The 18,561-nt window shown below is 47.8% G+C and carries 20 protein-coding genes; 7 read left to right on the forward strand and 13 right to left on the reverse strand.

Annotation, left to right across the window (positions count from 1 at the left end; translation table 11 throughout):
- Nucleotides 1-51 precede the first annotated feature (51 nt).
- The 3 genes from E1919_RS21915 to E1919_RS21925 form a co-directional block, all read right to left on the reverse strand.
- Nucleotides 52-1,086: a tetratricopeptide repeat protein gene (locus E1919_RS21915; protein WP_162055554.1), complete on the reverse strand. Its 1,035-nt coding sequence runs from the start codon at nt 1,084-1,086 to the stop codon at nt 52-54.
- Between the two features lie 284 nt (nt 1,087-1,370).
- The gene (locus E1919_RS21920) at nt 1,371-2,180 is read right to left on the reverse strand and encodes an SDR family NAD(P)-dependent oxidoreductase (protein WP_162055555.1); all 810 of its coding nucleotides are present in this window, start codon (nt 2,178-2,180) and stop codon (nt 1,371-1,373) included.
- A gap of 103 nt (nt 2,181-2,283) precedes the next feature.
- The gene (locus tag E1919_RS21925) at nt 2,284-3,012 is read right to left on the reverse strand and encodes a Dph6-related ATP pyrophosphatase (RefSeq protein WP_162055556.1); all 729 of its coding nucleotides are present in this window, start codon (nt 3,010-3,012) and stop codon (nt 2,284-2,286) included.
- Nucleotides 3,013-3,338: 326 nt separating this feature from the next.
- On the opposite strand from E1919_RS21925, the gene E1919_RS21930 reads away from it, so the two are divergent.
- Nucleotides 3,339-3,527, forward strand: coding sequence for a hypothetical protein (locus E1919_RS21930; protein ID WP_162055557.1), 189 nt, complete (start codon nt 3,339-3,341; stop codon nt 3,525-3,527).
- Between the two features lie 60 nt (nt 3,528-3,587).
- Here E1919_RS21930 and E1919_RS21935 read toward each other — a convergent pair whose 3' ends face one another.
- Nucleotides 3,588-4,658: an MBL fold metallo-hydrolase gene (locus tag E1919_RS21935; protein WP_162055558.1), complete on the reverse strand. Its 1,071-nt coding sequence runs from the start codon at nt 4,656-4,658 to the stop codon at nt 3,588-3,590.
- A gap of 288 nt (nt 4,659-4,946) precedes the next feature.
- Here E1919_RS21935 and E1919_RS21940 point away from each other — a divergent pair, with 288 nt between their 5' ends.
- From E1919_RS21940 to E1919_RS21955, 4 genes are all read left to right on the forward strand, one after another.
- A complete protein-coding gene (locus E1919_RS21940; RefSeq protein ID WP_237144756.1) occupies nt 4,947-5,177 on the forward strand; it encodes a hypothetical protein in 231 nt (76 codons plus the stop codon).
- A gap of 89 nt (nt 5,178-5,266) precedes the next feature.
- Nucleotides 5,267-5,527 carry a hypothetical protein gene (locus tag E1919_RS21945; RefSeq protein WP_162055559.1) on the forward strand — a complete coding sequence of 87 codons (261 nt, stop codon included), beginning with the start codon at nt 5,267-5,269 and terminating at the stop codon, nt 5,525-5,527.
- Nucleotides 5,528-5,635: 108 nt separating this feature from the next.
- On the forward strand, nt 5,636-6,370 hold the full coding sequence (gene pepE, locus E1919_RS21950) for a dipeptidase PepE (protein ID WP_162055560.1): 735 nt from the start codon (nt 5,636-5,638) through the stop codon (nt 6,368-6,370).
- 299 nt (nt 6,371-6,669) lie between these two features.
- Nucleotides 6,670-8,433, forward strand: a complete 1,764-nt coding sequence (locus E1919_RS21955) for a DUF885 domain-containing protein (RefSeq protein ID WP_237144764.1) — start codon at nt 6,670-6,672, stop codon at nt 8,431-8,433.
- 72 nt (nt 8,434-8,505) lie between these two features.
- Here the strand turns inward: E1919_RS21955 and E1919_RS21960 are convergent, their stop codons facing one another.
- From E1919_RS21960 to E1919_RS22000, 9 genes are all read right to left on the reverse strand, one after another.
- Entirely contained in the window at nt 8,506-8,961 is a 456-nt protein-coding gene (locus tag E1919_RS21960; protein WP_162055562.1) for a hypothetical protein, read from the reverse strand.
- 7 nt (nt 8,962-8,968) lie between these two features.
- Nucleotides 8,969-9,403 carry a hypothetical protein gene (locus E1919_RS21965; protein ID WP_237144770.1) on the reverse strand — a complete coding sequence of 145 codons (435 nt, stop codon included), beginning with the start codon at nt 9,401-9,403 and terminating at the stop codon, nt 8,969-8,971.
- Between the two features lie 44 nt (nt 9,404-9,447).
- Nucleotides 9,448-9,987, reverse strand: a complete 540-nt coding sequence (locus tag E1919_RS21970; protein ID WP_162055563.1) for an RNA polymerase sigma factor — start codon at nt 9,985-9,987, stop codon at nt 9,448-9,450.
- Between the two features lie 129 nt (nt 9,988-10,116).
- Nucleotides 10,117-11,076, reverse strand: a complete 960-nt coding sequence (locus tag E1919_RS21975; protein ID WP_162055564.1) for a transketolase family protein — start codon at nt 11,074-11,076, stop codon at nt 10,117-10,119.
- Nucleotides 11,077-12,429 (reverse strand): vWA domain-containing protein, encoded by a 1,353-nt coding sequence (locus tag E1919_RS21980; RefSeq protein ID WP_237144772.1) that lies wholly within the window; start codon nt 12,427-12,429, stop codon nt 11,077-11,079. It abuts the gene before it with no gap.
- A 119-nt stretch (nt 12,430-12,548) separates the two neighbouring features.
- A complete protein-coding gene (locus E1919_RS21985) occupies nt 12,549-13,406 on the reverse strand; it encodes a transketolase (protein ID WP_162055572.1) in 858 nt (285 codons plus the stop codon).
- 228 nt (nt 13,407-13,634) lie between these two features.
- Nucleotides 13,635-14,087 (reverse strand): thioredoxin-dependent thiol peroxidase, encoded by a 453-nt coding sequence (gene bcp / locus E1919_RS21990; protein WP_162055566.1) that lies wholly within the window; start codon nt 14,085-14,087, stop codon nt 13,635-13,637.
- A 7-nt stretch (nt 14,088-14,094) separates the two neighbouring features.
- On the reverse strand, nt 14,095-16,023 hold the full coding sequence (locus E1919_RS21995) for a M23 family metallopeptidase (protein ID WP_237144774.1): 1,929 nt from the start codon (nt 16,021-16,023) through the stop codon (nt 14,095-14,097).
- Nucleotides 15,983-16,594, reverse strand: coding sequence for a fumarylacetoacetate hydrolase family protein (locus E1919_RS22000; RefSeq protein ID WP_162055567.1), 612 nt, complete (start codon nt 16,592-16,594; stop codon nt 15,983-15,985). The genes E1919_RS21995 and E1919_RS22000 overlap by 41 nt, the downstream gene beginning before the upstream one ends.
- Nucleotides 16,595-16,961: 367 nt before the next feature.
- On the opposite strand from E1919_RS22000, the gene E1919_RS22005 reads away from it, so the two are divergent.
- Nucleotides 16,962-17,762 carry a M48 family metallopeptidase gene (locus E1919_RS22005; protein WP_162055568.1) on the forward strand — a complete coding sequence of 267 codons (801 nt, stop codon included), beginning with the start codon at nt 16,962-16,964 and terminating at the stop codon, nt 17,760-17,762.
- A 14-nt stretch (nt 17,763-17,776) separates the two neighbouring features.
- Nucleotides 17,777-18,406, forward strand: coding sequence for a hypothetical protein (locus E1919_RS22010; protein ID WP_162055569.1), 630 nt, complete (start codon nt 17,777-17,779; stop codon nt 18,404-18,406).
- Nucleotides 18,407-18,561 lie beyond the last annotated feature (155 nt).

Below are 18,561 nucleotides of genomic sequence, written 5' to 3' on the forward strand. Positions count from 1 at the left end.
CCTGTTTTGCTTCTGTTTCTCCCGGCCATGCCAGACGTTATTTGTTTGCGCTTACCGCTTGTAGTTCCTGTACCAGGAAGTTAGTTGCTCTACTTTCTCCGGGTGTTTCTGCAGCCAGTTTAGGGACGCCGGGCTTTTGCTTTGGCTGATGTAGTAGCTGAATGTTTCTACATTTTTATCCAGTGCCATCTCATGAAAAAACTCAACGTAGTAGCTCCACCAGAAATCCTGCTTCTCTTCTCTCAACTCACCGAGTATGTTGAAGAAAGACTCGGTGTTTTCATAAAACAGTTGCTCAGGCGTTTTGACTTCCTGTGCTTCTATAGAGTGAGAGGCCTGCGTCATGGATACCATCAACTCAGCTGCCGAGAATGGGTTGTCGACCAGTTTGTCTGCGCTAACGGTAATATTGATGGCATTCCCATTACCCTTAGAAACACCCTCTTGTTGCATTTGCTGCAGAAGCTCATATGCAGCCGGGGCTCTCTCTGAGGCTGGCTCCAGCAGCAGGAAGTTGTAGAGTGCCAGCAGGCTTTGTACCCGTTGCTTCTGCGCCTGTTTAATATAAGCCAGCAACAAATGGCTGCTGCCGTGCCCCTGATTAAATTGAAGGGCTTTGGTCAGGTATTGCTCCGCTTCCTTGTAATTCTTCTGGTTGTAATGCGTCAGGCCGAGGTTGTAATAGGCCAGGTGATGTCTGGGAGCAAGCTTAATGGCTCTGTAATACTCTTTTATGGCTTTTTCAGGCTTACCCGACACATCAAGCGCGCTGCCTTTGTTCACGTGGGCCTGCGCTCTCAATTCAGGCTCTGCTACTCTGGTCTTGATAACCGCGTTGCTGTAAGCGATGGCGTTGGGCATGTCCTTTAAAGCAAAATAAGTAAGTGCCAGTTCATAGTTTGCCTCCGGGTTTTTTGCATCTAATTTTAGTGCCTCTTTGTGCTGCTCTATGGCGGCTTTGTAATTGCCTTCTTCATACAAACGAATGCCCTCTTCAATGATGTCTACGACGTCAGTTGAGGATTGTGCCTGACTTGTGACAGCTATAGCCAAACAGAACAGGAGGGAACACAAGAGCTTTTTCATAGAGAATTTCAATTTGAGAGTTTAGTGAACCGTTCTCACAAGAGATATATTTAAACAAATATATGAATTCCCCTATTTATAATAACAACTTTAAGTGAAATAAATTTTTGAAATAGTTATGATGTATGATAAAAGTTGGATTTGGTCTTTAATCGAATTCAGTTTTGATAAATGACTTATCAACTAAAACAAAAAAAAGTACATTGATTCAGGTCCTGAAGTTATAGTTGCTTATCTAAAGGAAGAGGTTGGAAGAAACAGAAGAATTACTTTAACAAATGCCATTACCGCACCATCGCACTCATACCACCATCAACAATAAGGGTATGGCCTGTAACATAACTGGAGCTTTCGGAACAAAGCCAGGCAATGGCGGCAGCGGCTTCAGAAGGTGCTGCAATGCGTTTTTGGGGTATCAAGGAAAGGTACATTTGCTTTATCTGCTCCAGTTTCTGTGGATCGCCTCCGGCCTGGCCTTCCATTACCCCTTGCAGCATAGGTGTTTGATGGGCTCCCGGTGCCAGCACATTTACCCTGATGTTGGCCATGGCTAGCTCTTGCGCAGCAGATTTAGTTAAAGCGATTACGCCCGCTTTTGCTGCAGAATACAGTGCTCCGCCCGGCGCGCCTCCCAGCCCGTTGATGCTGGATACATTGACAATGGCGCCACCCGATGGCTGCTGCGCCAGCATTATCCTGATTTCCTGCTGCATGCAAAGCCATACCCCCTGCAGGTTGGCATTCATCGCCATTGAAAACTCATCGGGTTCAAATTCATGCAGCAGCTTGCCTACTCCTTTTTCGTTTGCCGCATTGTTTACAGCCACATCTAACCTGCCAAATTCGGCCATGATTTTCTGGAAAAGGGCCAGGATTGATTCAGGTTCACTGTTGTCGGTTTTAATAAAGCGAGGCTCCTTTATCAAAGCTCTTAAAGATGAAATGGCTGCCTCGCCTTTTGCAGCATCTCTGCCCGTGATGATTACTTTTGCATTTGCCTCTGCAAAAAGCAGTGCTGTCGCTAAACCAATGCCGGAGGTGCCACCCGTAATCAGTACCACTTTTCCGCTGAAATCATACTTTACCTGTTCCATGGATTTATGCTTTTATCTAGGTGTATACTACATTGTTATCAATTTGTATACATCAATTTGGGTACACCGGCTTTCTGCTTCGGAAAGGCATTTTGCAGGCTAGCTACGCCGGGAGCAGATCCCGGAACCAGAAGGCGTTGTCAAAAACCGGCTTTTCTACCTGCTTGAAACACTCGTCGTCAGGGGCAGCAGCAGGAGCGTAGGTTTTGCGCACGGTTTCACCTAGCGTGTAGGGAACAGGTTGATGGAAGATGGGCCCGTCATAAACAAACGTGTGGAATTCGCCATTCTCGCCGGCAGCGTCTACGTTTGCTGGTAAATCCTGCAGAAAGGTATTATCCAGACGCCTGCCGGCAAAAGATGCATCAAGCAAACGCTCGTTCACACAAACCACCACGGCTTTAAAACCCAACTGCAGAAACTCCTGTACCAGTTCTTTCGTCGGTCTGTTCCATAGCGGGAAGACAGCCTGAAGGTATACCTTTTCCAGTTGCTTCTCTCTGTAGGCGCGAAGGTCTTCTAAGTTGATATCCCCAAAAATAGCATGCGTTATACCTTGCTGCTGTTGCCTGCGCATGCTGCTTTCCATTATTTCATCGTAAGTGCTCATACTGGCATGCTCAGGCAGGAAAATCTGCTGCAATGGCAGACCAATGCTTTGAGCCTGTTGCTGCAATAACTCCTGCCGCACACCGTGCATGCTCACGCGCTGGGTAGGGCCACTCAGGGTGGTAAGCAGTTTTTTTACTTTGTATTTATTGCCCTGCAGCACATGGTGCAGGCACAGTGACGAGTCTTTGCCGCCACTCCAGTTAAATATGCTTGGTATCAATTGATTACGTTGTTTAATGAACAATGACCTTTTATTTATGGAAGGTATAAAATTACAAATTGAGACAAAACCGCCCATGCTGTGTCTTTTCAGGTAAGTTCTTGGTGAGACGCAACAGCGACGGTGTAATCTGCTATAGCTTCAAACTGCTTGCATAGGTATAGGTTCTGAAATTAAAAGAAAGATAACCAGGGCTGCAGTATACTTTGAGACCTCCTACGCAGGGTTTCTTTCTCTTTTCACCATTCTGTTGAATTTTTTTCGTAAAAAGAGCAGGAACGAAATGTTCCCGAATACTATGTTTCATTAAACAAAAGGAGGAAAAGATGTCACAAGGAGATAAGTCTGCTTATACAGACAAGCAAAAGCGGAAAGCACAACATATTGAAGATAGTTACGAGGAGAAAGGTGTCAGCCACGAGGAAGCTGAAAAGAGAGCCTGGGCCACCGTGAACAAGCAAGATGGCGGCGGTAATAAAAGCGGCTCCGGAAGAAAGAACAGCAAGAGCAAGTAATTTACGAGAGTAAACGATAAAGTAACGGCCAGAAGTTTTCTCTTCTGGCCGTTCTGCTTTTCATGGATAATTATTGGTATGGATTGTCGGATCGTCATAGTCTGGGTTCACGGTAGGAGGCAGGCCTGACGCTACGCGGTTATGGGGTAGAGGCCTGTCCTTCTTTAAATGGCTGTTTTGCTTGCTGCGCCTGTTAATGGCGGAGTAGGCAAATCCTGCCAGTGTGAGAGCACCTGCTATCGCCATTAACTTTGGCATTGAGCTACCCACCTGTGGCGGCACTGATATCACCCCGCGCTCATCGGCTACAGCAGGCTCATGTACATAGCGCCCTTTGGTTGGCACCGCTATTACCCAGAAGTTCTTCACAAGGTTTTCTAATCCTCTGCGTAATTCTTCGCCCTTCATAGGCATACCATGACCTGATGCAGCTATTTTAGGATTGAGGCTGGCCAGAGCATCTACAGAACGATGAGCCGCAGCCCAGTCAGGAGTGAAATAAGCCGGAGGACCATGTACTTCCCGCTTCTCCGTCATCACCGCTATCGCCGATTCTGCATCACGCGTCGTGAAAGCGTCTCCTGCAACTAAAACACGGTCTTCTTCCCGGAACAAAGACACATGGCCGGGGGTGTGACCAGGTGTATGAATCCAGTGCCAGCCCGTGAGGCCGGGCACAGATCCATCCGGAGGAAGCAGCTCTACATAATTTGTGATGTTGATAGGTTTTTTTGGATAGGCAAAGGCCATATACGCCATGCCGCCGCCGCCCACGCTGGAATCAGGTGGCGGATAACTGGACCGCCCGGTCAGGTAAGGCAACTCCAGGGGATGGGCGTACACTGGCACATCCCATTCCTCTGCTAAGTCTTTTACAGCGCCTATATGGTCAAAGTGACCGTGGGTGAGCACAATAGCCTTTGGTCTGGCATCTTCGCCAAATATTTCTTCTGCTGCTCTCTTTATCTTATGGGCGCAGCCTGGCACACCAGCATCTACCAATACCCAGGTGCCATCCGGTTCAGCGATAAAAAATAAATTTACGAATATAGTTTTGAGGCCCCACACCTGGGGCGCTACGGCGAAAGTTTGCCTGTTGCCTGAAAAATAACTGCTCTTAGATGCCTCCATACGCAATGATGATTTAAGGTCGGGATATAGCTTTGGCTATAACGTACGAAGCACAACGGAAATAAGCTGTCATTAAGAGAATAACCCTGTCACTTTGCCTGTCTTTTTTTAGTTAAAGTTTAGTATAACTCATGTTTTTTGTTTTTATTTAAACAAGGCATGTCTTTTGCCTTTATACCAATAGCATCGAAAATATTTAATTGTGCTCGGTGTCCTGATTAACAGGAATTATTTATCTTACTGGAAAGTTATTCTATTATGGTTAATTTATTTGTACCCCCAAGCTATATGGCTGTTTATGCAAAATGCGTAGACGCGTCCATGCCTGCCTTTGAACCGGAAGAGTGGATAGAGGAAGGAAAGGTGTATCCTGTGAAGCATTTTACGGAGCCCCTGAACCAGGGCGAAGGGTTTGCTGTCACGATTATGGATGAGGATGGCATAGAGATTCACCCGTCTCCGTCGCATTGGAGCTTTGCCTCCGGGCGCTTTGAAATGTACACCCTTCACCTGAATTAGACCAAAATCAGAAATTTATCGTTAAATCTACAAGGCTGCCGCGCGCAGCCTTTTTTACTATATTGGGTAGCAAAAGAGTAGGAAGAAGGATGATTAGTGCTGAAGAATTTAATGAGCTTCCGCCGCACCTGCAGGCAGAGCTTGTGCTGGACCAGGGCCACTACCTGCACCACCGCATACAGGGCTGGTGCAAAATAGATCTCTACTGGCTGCACGATTTTTATGTGGAGATTTGGTTTCTCTATGACCTGAAGAGCATTGGCCTTATTCGGGCGCTCACCAGCTACACCCACCTCGAGCCTTACCTCGAAACCATTAAGCTTAAGCTGTCTCTTATCAGAAAGGAATAGTTTATAGAAGGCATGCATTCTGAGTTATGAATTTGAATAAAGCGGATGGGTGAAATAATGTTGCAGTATAAGCTCATCCACTCGTTTTATTTTTTTCTAACTTTGAGCATGAGCAAAAATCAAGTTTTTGAGAATCTACTTTTAATAAGCACTTCTACCACCTACGGCACCGGCTACCTGGAGCATGCAGAAGAGGAAGTGAAATCCCTTTTAGCAGGCAAATCAAGCTTGCTCTTCATTCCTTACGCCCGCCCGGGCGGCATATCCCATAAAGATTACACAGCCAAGGCGCGGGAGGCGTTTGAGAAATGGGACATTCGCGTAACAGGCGTTCATGAATATGACGATGCGGTAAAGGCGGTAAATGAGGCAGAAGCTGTCTTTATCGGCGGCGGTAACACCTTTGTGTTGCTTCGTAACCTGTATGCGAATCAGTTGGTGAAGCCCCTGCAGGAGCGGGTACAAAAAGGTATGCCCTACATGGGCACTAGTGCGGGCACAAACGTAGCCGGTAAGTCCATCGGCACTACCAACGATATGCCGATTGTGCATGTAAAGACATTTGATGCGCTGCAACTGGTGCCCTTCAACATTAACCCGCATTACCAGGACCCGGTGGAGGACTCGCAGCATATGGGCGAGACCCGCGAAACACGTATTGCTGAATTCCACCACCACAACCGCCAACCTGTAATTGGCCTGCGCGAAGGCAGCATGCTGCGCATCACTGGTGATAAAATCTCTTTGAAAGGACCGCTTGCTGCACGCGTGTTTTTGCAGGGTGAGAAACCAATGGAGTTTAAGCCTGGTGATGATATTCAGTTTCTGCTGGAGGCTTATTAGCTTCAAAGTTAAACTATGAGTTGGTTTCTGCTTTTAGCTTGTGAGGGATATAGAAAGGCAATAGCAGAAGTATTCTATACAAGAAACATCAGAGGAGGTGAGGCAAATAGCTTCACCTTTTTTATTTGAGGATGAGGTATACAAGGCGCTAAGAAAATGTGTGCTTACCTGCATCAAATTCATATTTCAGCATTCATAATTCTTTATTCACCAGTAATGCTTTATCTTGAAGTATGAACTCAAACCACTGACGAATGAATACGCATCAACTAACCTTTTGTGCAGCCCTTGCCGCAGCGATGTTAATTACTGCAAGCTGTACCCGCACGTCGGAGCAGGAGCAGCGCACGGAGGCTGTGCAGGCTGGCCAGAACCTGAGCCAGCTGTTTGAAAATTATTTTGAAGAACGGCTGAAGCTGTTCCCTTTGGAGGCTACTGCCATCGCCGACGCCAGGTACAATGACCAGCTGCCGAACGACCTGAGCCAGGAACATACAGCGCGTGTGCGCCAGTTATACCAGAGCTACCTTGATCAGATTAACCAGATAGACCGCAGCGGGCTCAGTGCACAGGAGCAGGTTAGCTACGATATCTTTAAGTATGAGATGCAGATGTCGCTGGAGGGGCTGGAGCAGCCTTCTGAGCTGCTACCGCTGAACCAGTTCTGGGGACTTCCGATTACGATGGCGCAACTTGGCTCCGGCTCCAGCAATCAGCCTTTTAACACGCCGGAAGACTACCAAGACTTTCTGGGCCGGATCAAAGGCTTTTCTGTATGGGGAGACACCGCTGTCGCGAATATGCGCAGAGGGATGAGCATGGGTATTATACTGCCGCGTGCACTTACTTTAAAGGTAATGCCACAGCTGCAGGCCATGGTGGTAGACGACCCGACAAAAACTATTTTCTGGGCACCCGTAGAAAAACTGCCCGAAACATTTACTCCTGCACAGAAAGACAGTATCCGCCAGGCTTATACCAAAGCTATACAGGAAGAGATAATACCAACTTACCAAAAGCTGTATGACTTTATGCAGCAGGAATACTTGCCTGCAAGTCGCAGCAGCACCGGCATCAGTGGCATAAAGGGAGGAGACGAGTATTATAAATTTCTGGTGCGCTACTGGACTACTACTGACATGACGCCAGACCAGATATTTGATATCGGGCAGCAGGAAGTGGCACGCATCCGCAGCGAAATGGAAAAGGTGAAAGAGCAGGTAGGTTTTAAAGGTACCTTGAATGAGTTTTTCCAGTACGTAAATGATAACCCAAAATTCACTCCGTTTGAAACGCCGGAAGAGGTACTAAGCGCTTATCGCCAGGTGGAGCAGCGTATGCAGCCACAGCTGGATAAGCTCTTTGGGATAACTCCCGAGTCTAAGTTTGAGGTGCGGCAGACGGAGGCGTTCCGGGCGGCATCTGCAAGTGCGGAGTATAACCCGCCGGCACCGGATGGCTCCCGGCCGGGCATTTTTTATGTGCCTATTCTGGATGCAAGCACTTATAATGTGGTAGGAATGGAGTCTTTGTTCCTGCATGAGGCTATTCCAGGCCATCATTACCAGATTTCGATACAGCAGGAGCAGGAGGGGCTCCCCAGGTTCAGGCAGTATGCCTGGTATGGCGCATTTGGCGAAGGCTGGGCACTGTACTCCGAGAGCCTTGGCAGAGAACTCGGCCTGTATACAGACCCATATCAGTACTTTGGCCGCCTAAGCGATGAGATGCACCGTGCCATCCGGTTAGTAGTGGATGTGGGAATGCACGCCAAAGGCTGGACCCGGGAGCAAGCCATACAGTACTCGCTGGACAATGAGCTGACAAGCCGGGAAGCAGCCGTAGCCGAAATAGAACGCTATATGGCCATACCGGGTCAGGCCCTAAGCTATAAGATAGGGGAGCTGAAGATAAAAGAACTACGCCAGCGGGCAGAGCAGGAGCTGGGCGACAAATTCAGCATCAGTGCCTTTCACGACGAAATTCTGAAAGGCGGGGTGATGCCGCTTGCCGTGCTGGAAAAGAAAATGGAAGAGTGGATTGCGGAACAGAAGAATACCTGAACTAAGCTTGATAGGACAAAATAAAAGAAGGCGCGACTCTCAAGTCGCGCCTTCTTTTATTGATTTATTAGGTTACTGGTTCTCATTTTTATGGTCCAAGCGCTTAAGCAGCAGTTTTGTGAACTCACGTTCGCCACGGTAAAGCTTAACTAATTGCTTTACAGAGATTACGTTCTGGTAAATGCTCGCATATTCTTTGTCCAGGGCCAGTTCCTTTTCTTTCAGGTCAAATATTTTAGATACACGGGCTTCAACCTGTGCGTCTGTCAGTTCATCAATGTTTTGCCTGAAATTGATGCGGTAGCCTTTCACAAGCGCACGTCGCTTGGCTTCATGTTCATTGTAAAGTGGCCAGAACTTCTGCGACTGCTCTGGCGTCAGACCCATTTTGTCTGTGAGAAAAGCAATCTTCGCGGCCTCCACATTTTCCTTCCGTTCGCTGTGTGTGTGTCTGTCTTGCGACAGGGCAGCGGTGCCACTAAAGGTGAAGGCACAGATAAGGATGAATAGTACAAGGTATTGTTTCATGGGTGGTTTAATAGTCTATATCATTAATTCGGTAGTATTCCAGTTCTTCTTCAGCAGTAGTAGCACTTACATTCAAAAACTCTGCCGTAAGTTCTTGATCTGCTACAGAATACTCTTCGAAGTCTGCGGTCTCTACCTGGGCATAAGTGTTGAGATAATTCATGATCTCATCGTTTGTAAGCGAGGCGATGTTAACAGGTAGCACCTGTTGCTCCTGCTGCATGCTGAAAAAGTAAACACCCACAAACAGAAGCAGCAGGATAAGCGGAGCTATCGCATACCGTACCGGTTGCCACCATGGCGTTGACCGCGCAGCAGTTACCTGCTCACGGGCAGCGGTGCGCTCCATAATCTGCATCGGCAGGCGGTCGAAGTATTTCTCCGGTACCTGGTGCACATTGCGCTTTGGGATGTCACTTAATTTCATATCCTTCATCATCATGTTCCTCGTCTTCTTTTTGTTAGATAGAAAACTCAGGTTATAGTTTAATCCTGTTTCAGATATTCTTCAATTTTTTTAACGGCAATGTGATACGAAGCTTTCAAGGCACCTACGGATGTTCCCAGTATTTCGGACATTTCCTCATACTTCATTTCATCAAAATACTTCATGTTGAACACGAGGCGCTGTTTATCGGGCAGCTTTAGTATCGCTTTCTGCAGCTTTAGCTGTACCTCGTCACCGGCAATGTCGGGGGAGGATTCTATCTTCTCCATTAACTCAGCAGTGACGTCATTCAGAGGCAGAAAGAACTTTCTTTTTTTGCTGGACAGGAACGAGAGGCACTCGTTGGTGGCAATGCGATAAATCCAGGTATAGAGTTGGGCGTCGTTCCGGAAGTTCTCCAGGTTCTTCCATATTTTAACAAATACTTCCTGGGTAAGGTCATCGGTATCGTCATGGTCGATCACCATCTTGCGGATGTGCCAGTACACTTTCTGCTGGTACTTCCGGACAAGCTGGTTAAAAGCCATGTTGCGGCTCTCAGGTTGGGCGAATTTTTCTAAAAGCTCTTTGTCTTCCACTTTACAAAATCACGGAGCCGCAGCCAGATGCAGGATTAGATGAGAGCATGTTTATCAAACATACTCTAAATATAAAGAGGCTGTACTACATCAGCACAGCCTCTTTATAAAAAATGTTTCTGATTATGCTTACGCTTGCTTTCTGCTGATAGCACGCTGAGCAGCTTCCACAATATCGTTTTCTGTTAAACCATATTTCTCCATCAGTTCTTCAGGTGTTCCGGACTCACCGAAGGTATCGTTCACGGCTACATACTCCATCGGAAGCGGTATGTTTTTTACCAGCACCTGGGCAATGCTGTCGCCAAGGCCACCCAGGCGGTTATGTTCTTCGGCGCTTACCACGCATTTGGTTTTAGCCACTGATTTCAGGATAGCTTCTTCGTCGAGTGGTTTGATGGTGTGGATGTTGATGATTTCGGCAGAAATGCCTTTCTCAGCCAGTATATGCCCAGCTAAAATCGCTTTCCAAACCATGTGGCCTGTTGCGAAGATACTGACATCAGTTCCTTCATTCACCATCCAGGCTTTGCCTATTTCAAACTTCTGGTTTGGGTCCGTAAAAATAGGAATTACCGGTCGGCCAAAACGCAGGTACACAGGTCCTTCGTAATCAGCAATAGCCATGGTGGCAGCTTTTGTCTGGTTATAGTCGCAGGGGTTAATAACCGTCATGTGCGGTAGCATTTTCATCATGCCGATGTCCTCCAGGATCTGGTGCGTGGCACCGTCTTCACCCAGCGTTAAGCCAGCATGGGAGGCGCAGATCTTTACGTTTTTGCCTGAGTAGGCAATAGACTGTCGGATCTGGTCGTACACGCGGCCAGTAGAGAAATTGGCAAACGTACCAGTAAATGGAATTTTACCACCAATAGTAAGACCGGCAGCAATGCCCATCATGTTGGCTTCGGCGATACCAATCTGGAAGAAACGCTCTGGGTTCTCCTTAATAAAATCGGCCATTTTAAGTGAGCCTACTAAGTCGGCACAAAGGGCTACAACATTGGGATTTGTGCGGCCAAGCTCAAGCAAACCAGCTCCAAAACCAGAGCGTGTGTCTTTTTTCTCAGTATACTTGTATTCTTTCATCTATCTGTTGAATATTTTTACGGTTGTAGTTGCGCCCGATCTGATAGTAAAATCTCTTACATCAGTGAATTTACTCGCCTGGGCTGTTTTCATGCGGTAAACTAATCTATAATTCCCCGGCTGCAAAGCCATCGTTATTTTGCTGTTATTTTCCGGCAGGTTGTAAAGCCAGCGCTGCCTGCCGTTTTCTTCCATCAGGTATACGCTGCCAAAGCCTTTCATCTGCGAAGGGATTGCCAGCTGCCCCGGCGGCGGTATAGAGACTGTATGTGTTTGCCCCTGCTTCAGTTCTACCCCTTTCAGGTAGATACGTGGCATGGTCAGAATCTCCAGGTCATACATTCCCGCCAGGTACCTGTGCTTCTCCCCGAACTGCTGCACATGGAGTGTCTGCTCCTTTTCATGCGGCCTTACGATAGCGCTCAACTGACCATAAGGGGAAGGTCCATCCTGCTTCAGGTTTAGTACACCCTGCGGCGACTTTACTTTTATGACATTGTGCTTGCCGGGCCTGATGCTGATATTGCGTTCCACAACAGCAGGTGTCGTGTTCACCACCAAGTCGTAAGGTAGCAGGGCGTCAATGTCCAGCATGTCGGCTTTCCCCTCACCGCTTTGGTAGTGTACGTAGTTATACTCTGGTTGCCCGGTCAGGGAGTTGAGGAACGTCATGTTCACGTCGCTCTCCACCGCCTGTCCCTGCTCATTCAGTAGTTCCACGCTCACTGTTGTCTGACTCAGCGCCTGAGTCACAATCTCTGTCAGCACCGTTTCGAAGGTCTGCACGTCGGCAGCATTAAAATACTGGCCAATGCAGCTAAGCTGTTTCTCATACTCCGGGTCAATGCCAATGCCTATTACAAATGGGCGCAGGAAAATACGCTTCTTCTGCAGGGCCAGCGACATGGCGCATGGGTCACCGCCACAAGACTCCAGTCCATCTGTAATCAGAATAATGACGTTGCGCGCTTTATCTTCCGGAAAATCCTCAGCCGACTGCTGAAGCGAATATGTTATCGGCGTATTGCCGCGCGGTATGATCTCTGTCAACTTCTTCTGGATGGCCGCCGTGCTGTTTTCAGAAAACGGCACTTCCAGTCGCGTGTCTTTGCAATCGTTGCGCTCACGGCCAAACTGATGCCCATACACCCGCAGCGCCACCTCTACATTGTCGTAGCGCTCCAGCGAGTCTACGAGGTGGGCGAGCAGGTTTTTGGCAACCGTCATACGGTCACTGCTTTCCCATTTGGCCAGCATACTTCCTGAAGCGTCCAGCAGGAACAGAATCCTTGTTGTAGGCTGCTCCTGCTTCTCCTGGCCTAACACGCTGCTGCTTGCCGTAAGTATCAGCAATAAGGTTAATGCTGCGAAAATATAACGCCAAGGGGCCATGTTAGCGGGTACTAAAACGAGTCGGGTATCAGAAAGAGACAGCACAACGCAGCACAAAATCCTGCATTGCTCTGTATTTTTTAGTAGTCAGCGGCTTCGTTTACAGCTAACTGCTGCAGGGCAATTTCCAGCTGCTCATCGTTTGGTGCTACGCCATGCCATTTGTGCGAGCCCATCATGAAGTCTACGCCATACCCCATCTCTGTGTCCATCAGGATCATGATAGGTTTTCCTTTGCCTGTAGCGGCTTTTGCCTGGTCTAAAGTTGGCAGCAGTGATTCGAAGCTGTTTCCGTTTGCCTCCATCACATTCCATCCGAAAGCCTCAAACTTAGCGCGCAGGTCACCCAGCGGCATTACTTCTTTTGTGGAGCCGTCTATTTGCTGGCCGTTTCTGTCTACAGTTGCAATCAGGTTGTCTACTTTTTTACCACCGGCATACATTGTTGCCTCCCATACCTGACCTTCCTGCAGTTCACCGTCACCCATTAGCAGATAAACAAGGCTATTATCCTTGTTCAGTTTCTTCGCCTGGGCGGCACCAATAGCAACAGACATGCCCTGGCCCAATGAGCCCGAAGCTACGCGGATACCTGGCAAACCTTCTTCTGTGGCAGGGTGGCCCTGTAACCGAGAGTTTAACTTGCGGAACGTGGCGAGTTCTTTTGGTTCAAAGAAGCCTGCGCGGGCCAGGGTGCTGTAAAAAACAGGCGAGATGTGGCCGTTTGACAGGAAGAAAAGGTCTTCGCCTTCACCATTCATTTTAAAATCAGTGCTGTAGTTCATTACCTTGAAGTACAGCGATACAAAGTAATCGGTGCAGCCCAGGGAACCGCCAGGGTGGCCGGAGTTAACGGCGTGTACCATGCGCACGATGTCGCGGCGCACTTGTGCTGCAACTTCCTTTAGTTCATCAATGCTCTTGTTGTGTGGATTCACTTTCAATAGAATTATTAGTTAATAATTGGGAATATTAAACAAATATGTAGTGTGATACAAGTAATACTACGAGAATCACAGCTTTTTAAGGCTTTTGTTAGGAAATTTAGAGGCTTCTCGTGTGGTTGCCAGATTGCAGGACCAGCCTTTTGCCAGCATATTGCTGTAGCTTTTTATAAATACGCAAAACGCAGCTGCCCGGTCGGGCAGCTGCGTTTTGCAATCTGCTTACTTCGCCAAAATCTGGCCAGTATGTTCTTTTGTTTTTACTTTCCGGATGATGTCCTGAATCACCCCGTTCTCATCTATCACAAACGTAAAGCGCATGGTGCCCATATACTTACGGCCGTACATCGACTTCTCCTGCCACACTCCGTACTGCTCCACAATCTGCTTGTCTGTGTCGGCTATCAGCGTGAACGGCAGCTCAAACTTGGAGATGAAATTATGGTGCGACTTCTCATCGTCTGTGCTTACTCCAATCACTTCGTAGCCTTCCTGCTGCAGGTCGCTGTAATTGTCGCGGAGGTTGCAGGCCTGGGCGGTGCAGCCAGGGGTATTGTCCTTCGGGTAAAAATACAGGATTACTTTTTTGCCTCGGTAGTCGCTTAACTTAACGGTTTTTCCGTTCTGGTCTTTTCCCTCAAATTCAGGGGCTTTGTCTCCGATGTTCAGTTCCATACGTTTATCAGATGGTGGTAGTATAGGTGGCTTCGTTGCCGGCATTGTCCTTCACCTTCAATACAACTTCACCAGACAAAGGTATGTTATTATCCAACTTTTCAGACCAGATAGTGGCAGTTTTATGCTCATACTTCATCAGCAGCCACTCTCCGTTCAAGTAGGCGTTATAAGAACGAAGCCCTGACAGGTCGTCTGAAATCTTGAATCGGATCTGGTTACGGTTCTTGCTCACCAGCCTGATATAAGGCTTTTTTGTGTCTTCCAGCACCTTGTACTTACCCATGTTTTTGGTGGTAAACGTAATGGTGTTGTTCTCATTCCAGGCGCCTCCTACATAGCCTTTGCTGCGCCCCGTGCCTAAAAAGTAAACAGCTGCTTTTGACCTGTCTTTCACGTCAGCGGTATCAGGTTTTATCGTTACCGTCATGGCCTGGTGCAGGGGCGTGAAGAAGTCTCCTATCGAATATACACCTTGGTCCAGCTGTGTCTGCAGGTATAACGTGTCGTACAGAGACTGCTGGTTGAACTGTACTCTCAGGTAGTTGTTAGTAACAGTTACATCCTGCCCGGGCGGTACCAGTTTCTGGAAATTGAACGGCACCGTAACACCACAGAAACGCATGGAGTCTGGCAGGCCGGCGCGCAAATCGAACAGACCTACGGAGTGATTCTCCTTCATATAACTTGGTACCAGCAGGAGCGTCTTTCCGCCTTTCAGCAGTTCAATATTCTGTGGTGTGCTGCTGGTGTCGCCGGCACTCACCTTCAGTACATTACCAATAAGCTCATAATCAAGCGAAGGCTTTTTTACTTTATTAGACAGTGTCTTCGTGAAGGTTGGCTGCTGCCCCTGTACCACGAAACTCAGGGTGGAGGTATTATCGTAAGAGTCACGCGCCACCAGTTTTACCTGGTACGTAGAGTCCGGGTGCACACTCAGCTTACCCTGGCGCTCGTTGGCCTTGTACAGCGGCAGGTCGTTACCATAATCTATAAAGGCTTTCTGGAAAGTGCGCCCTTGACGCTTATACATGTTGTAATTAATATGCTGCGATACCTGCCGCGACAACTCAAACGGCACCTGGTCGATGTAATGGGTGTAAACCTGCTTTCCGTTTACGTACAGCGTTACCTCCTGTGTGCCGTTTTTGTTATCAGCACCGTCCAGCCTATCTATTGTCTGCAGTTCCAGCCCAAGCAGCCCGTTGGCGAAAACAGTATCGGCAATGGTAAAGTCGTTGTTTTTCTCCTTTGTACGATACTCCACACGGCTAAACTCATTGTTGATGCGGGTATGGATGTTCAGGGGCGTTATACCCAGGCTATAGATTTCGGGAGGTGTCGTATCCAGCACTTCCTGAAATTTATACTTCAACGGGTTGTACAAGCGGTCCTCTGTGTCCCGGATTTCGAAGTGCAGGTGCGGGCCACCTGAGCCTCCGGTGTTGCCGGACAAGCCAATCACATCGCCCTGCTTTACCGGAAACTGGTTCGGTTCCGGGAAAAGCTCAAGGTCAAAGGCCTTCTTCTCATACTGCTTCTGCAACATAAAAGCAGCCAGTGGCTCATTGTAAGCAGAAAGGTGGGCATAAGTCGTGACAAGGCCATTCGGGTGCGTCACGTAAATGATGTTGCCATACCCGTAGGTTGACTGCTTTACACGTGAAACATACCCATCTGCAGCAGCATGCACCGGAAGCCCGATACGCTGTTCGGTTTTGATATCAAGCCCCCCATGGAAGTGGTTGGAACGTATCTCACCCATTGTACCTGAAAGGTAATTGCGCTCTCCCGGTTTTATCGGGAACAAAAAGTATCCTGGCTGTGGGGCTATCTGTGCTGCCGCACCGAATGTGGTAATAAAGGAAAGCAATGCGAGCGAGAGCCGCTTTTTATTTAACTTCGAAATCAAGTAATTTTTTATCTTCAACATACCCTTCTAATCTGTCTCCTATCTGTACTGGGCCTACACCTGCAGGTGTGCCTGTAAAAATAATGTCTCCTGTTTTTAGTGTTATAAATCGTGAAATGTAGGCGATGATGTCATCAAACGTGTTCAGCATCATTTTAGAATTACCCTGCTGCTTTGTCTCGCCATTTACCTCTAGTTTAAAGTTAATGTTCTGCAGGTCGGGGAACTGGTTTAGCGGCATAAAGTCCGAGATAGGAGCGGAGCCGTTAAAACCTTTCGCCAAAGCCCAGGGCAATCCCTTCGCCTTTGCTTTCGACTGCAAGTCGCGTGCCGTGAAATCTATTCCAAGGCCGATGGAGTCATAATATTTGTGTGCAAATTTTTTGTCGATGTTCTTACCCTCCCGGCTGATGCGCAGAATCAGCTCTGCCTCATAGTGTACATCGTTGGTGTATTCCGGGTAGTAAAACGGTTCATTGTTACGGAGGATGGCCGTATCAGGCTTGAAAAAAATGACAGGCTCCTCCGGCACTTCGTTTTTCAGTTCAGCGATATGTTCTGCGTAGTTTCTGCCAATGGCTAATATTTTCATAAGGGGTGTAGGTCGATGTTCTGTTCTCCAAAATTAGGGTTTCTAATGTTGCTGGATAGTGAATTTGATAAAAAACTTCACCATTTTTTCTTTTGTGCATCCCGCATATACTGTGCCTTTTTATTTAGGTTTTACCCGCTGGCTTTTCCATTATTGCCACCAGCGGCTGTTAATAACATTTTATAGCGTAGCAGACGTATAAACGGTGCAATTATATGCGCTTGTTTTTTAAACCAGATTGAGAGGATTATCCTTTATCTGGCTCAAAAGTATAGCGTTTTACAAATTTAAAATGTATTATATTTGAGTCTGATTGAAAATGGTTCAAAATTTGAAATCATTCTCACATCACTAAAAATCTATGACAATGTATAAGAAAATAGTTGCTTTCGCTGTAGCTGCGGTTATGATGGTTGCCTGTACGACAGTACCCATCACAGGACGCCGACAGCTTAGTTTAGTGTCTGACGCAGAAATGCAGCAGCAGAGTTATGCCGCTTACCGGCAGTTCTTGAGTGAACACCAACTTTCTAGAGATGCACAGGCTACGGCCATGGTAAAGCGGGTGGGGCAGCGCATACAGCGTGCCGTGGAACAGTACATGGCTGCTAATAACATGAAGGATGAACTGGCAGGCTTTGACTGGGAATTTAACCTGGTGCAGGACGACCAGGTAAACGCTTTCGCGATGGCTGGCGGTAAAACCGTGGTATATTCCGGTCTTTTGCCAGTGGCACAAAATGAAACAGGTCTTGCCGTGGTAATGGGTCACGAAATAGCCCATGCCATTGCCAAACACGGTAACGAGCGTATGAGCCAGGCGCTGGCACAGCAGTTCGGTGGGCAAACACTCTCTGCACTAGCAGGGGCACAGCCAGGCGTTACCTCCAACCTTATTAAGTCTGTGTATGGGGTCGGTTCACAACTGGGCCTGCTAAAGTATGGGCGTAATCAAGAGTCTGAGGCCGATAAATTAGGCCTTGTTTTCATGGCCATGGCCGGTTATGATCCGCGGGAGGCTGTCCCGTTCTGGCAGCGCATGGAGCAAGCAAGCGGCGGCCAGCAGGCTCCACCTGAGTTCCTGTCGACCCACCCAAGCGCAGGAACCCGCCAAAGCACCCTACGCGACTATATGCCTGAGGCGCTTAAATATTATAAAGGAAACTAACTTCGATATCAAGCATGATTGAAAACAGTTTTGCCCGCATCCGCTCTGTTGTGTTAAGCCAGACCAGCCTTTTATTTTTGCTTCTTTTTTTTGTTGTGGCAACCTCTGCCTGCTCCAGGCGTGAAGCGATAAGGGAGGAAAGCGAATTAGGTGAGGAAGGGGAAGGAGAGGTGCCTGCGGCGCCTTATGATGGCAGGTTGTTGGGGCAGGTTGTGTTTGATACAGTAGAATATATCGTGTCCCGCGAGGAGTTGCTGCAGCCTTTTATCCGTGAGTTCGGGGATGGTACAGTGGTAAACCAGGTGATGATACGGAAGGTGCAGGAGACAAAGGATGATAAACCAGCCTATTATCTAGTCGGTTTAGGCATGCGTAGCGGTGCCTTCCGGTCAATGGCGCTGGAGCTGGATGTGGCCGCTGATAAAAGTTTGTACCTGAGTAGCAGTGGTGCTAAGCATATGTGCCAGTCCGGTGCTGGCTGTGGTTTCTGCTACTTCACTTTCTCAGGCAACAGAATCACCGGTTGTGAGTGCGAATCGCGTGCGCCTGGTAATAATTGTACCCATAAGTTCTCTGAAAGGAACAGCCTGTTAAAGGATGTTACATTAAGAAGCGAGCGACGACGGTCTGATAGTAGAAAGTGATAGAAAATTGTAAAACAGAAGCGGCTGCTAAGAGCATGTTTAAATTTAGAGGATTAGCAAAAAAGAGCGAGTCAGTGCGTAAGCAATGGGTAACCAAACTCAAAAGCTTATGCAATCTCAATACAAGAGACTCACTGACTCGCAATGGGACATTG

Source organism: Pontibacter pamirensis (assembly GCF_010015475.1).
GTDB lineage: Bacteria > Bacteroidota > Bacteroidia > Cytophagales > Hymenobacteraceae > Pontibacter > Pontibacter pamirensis.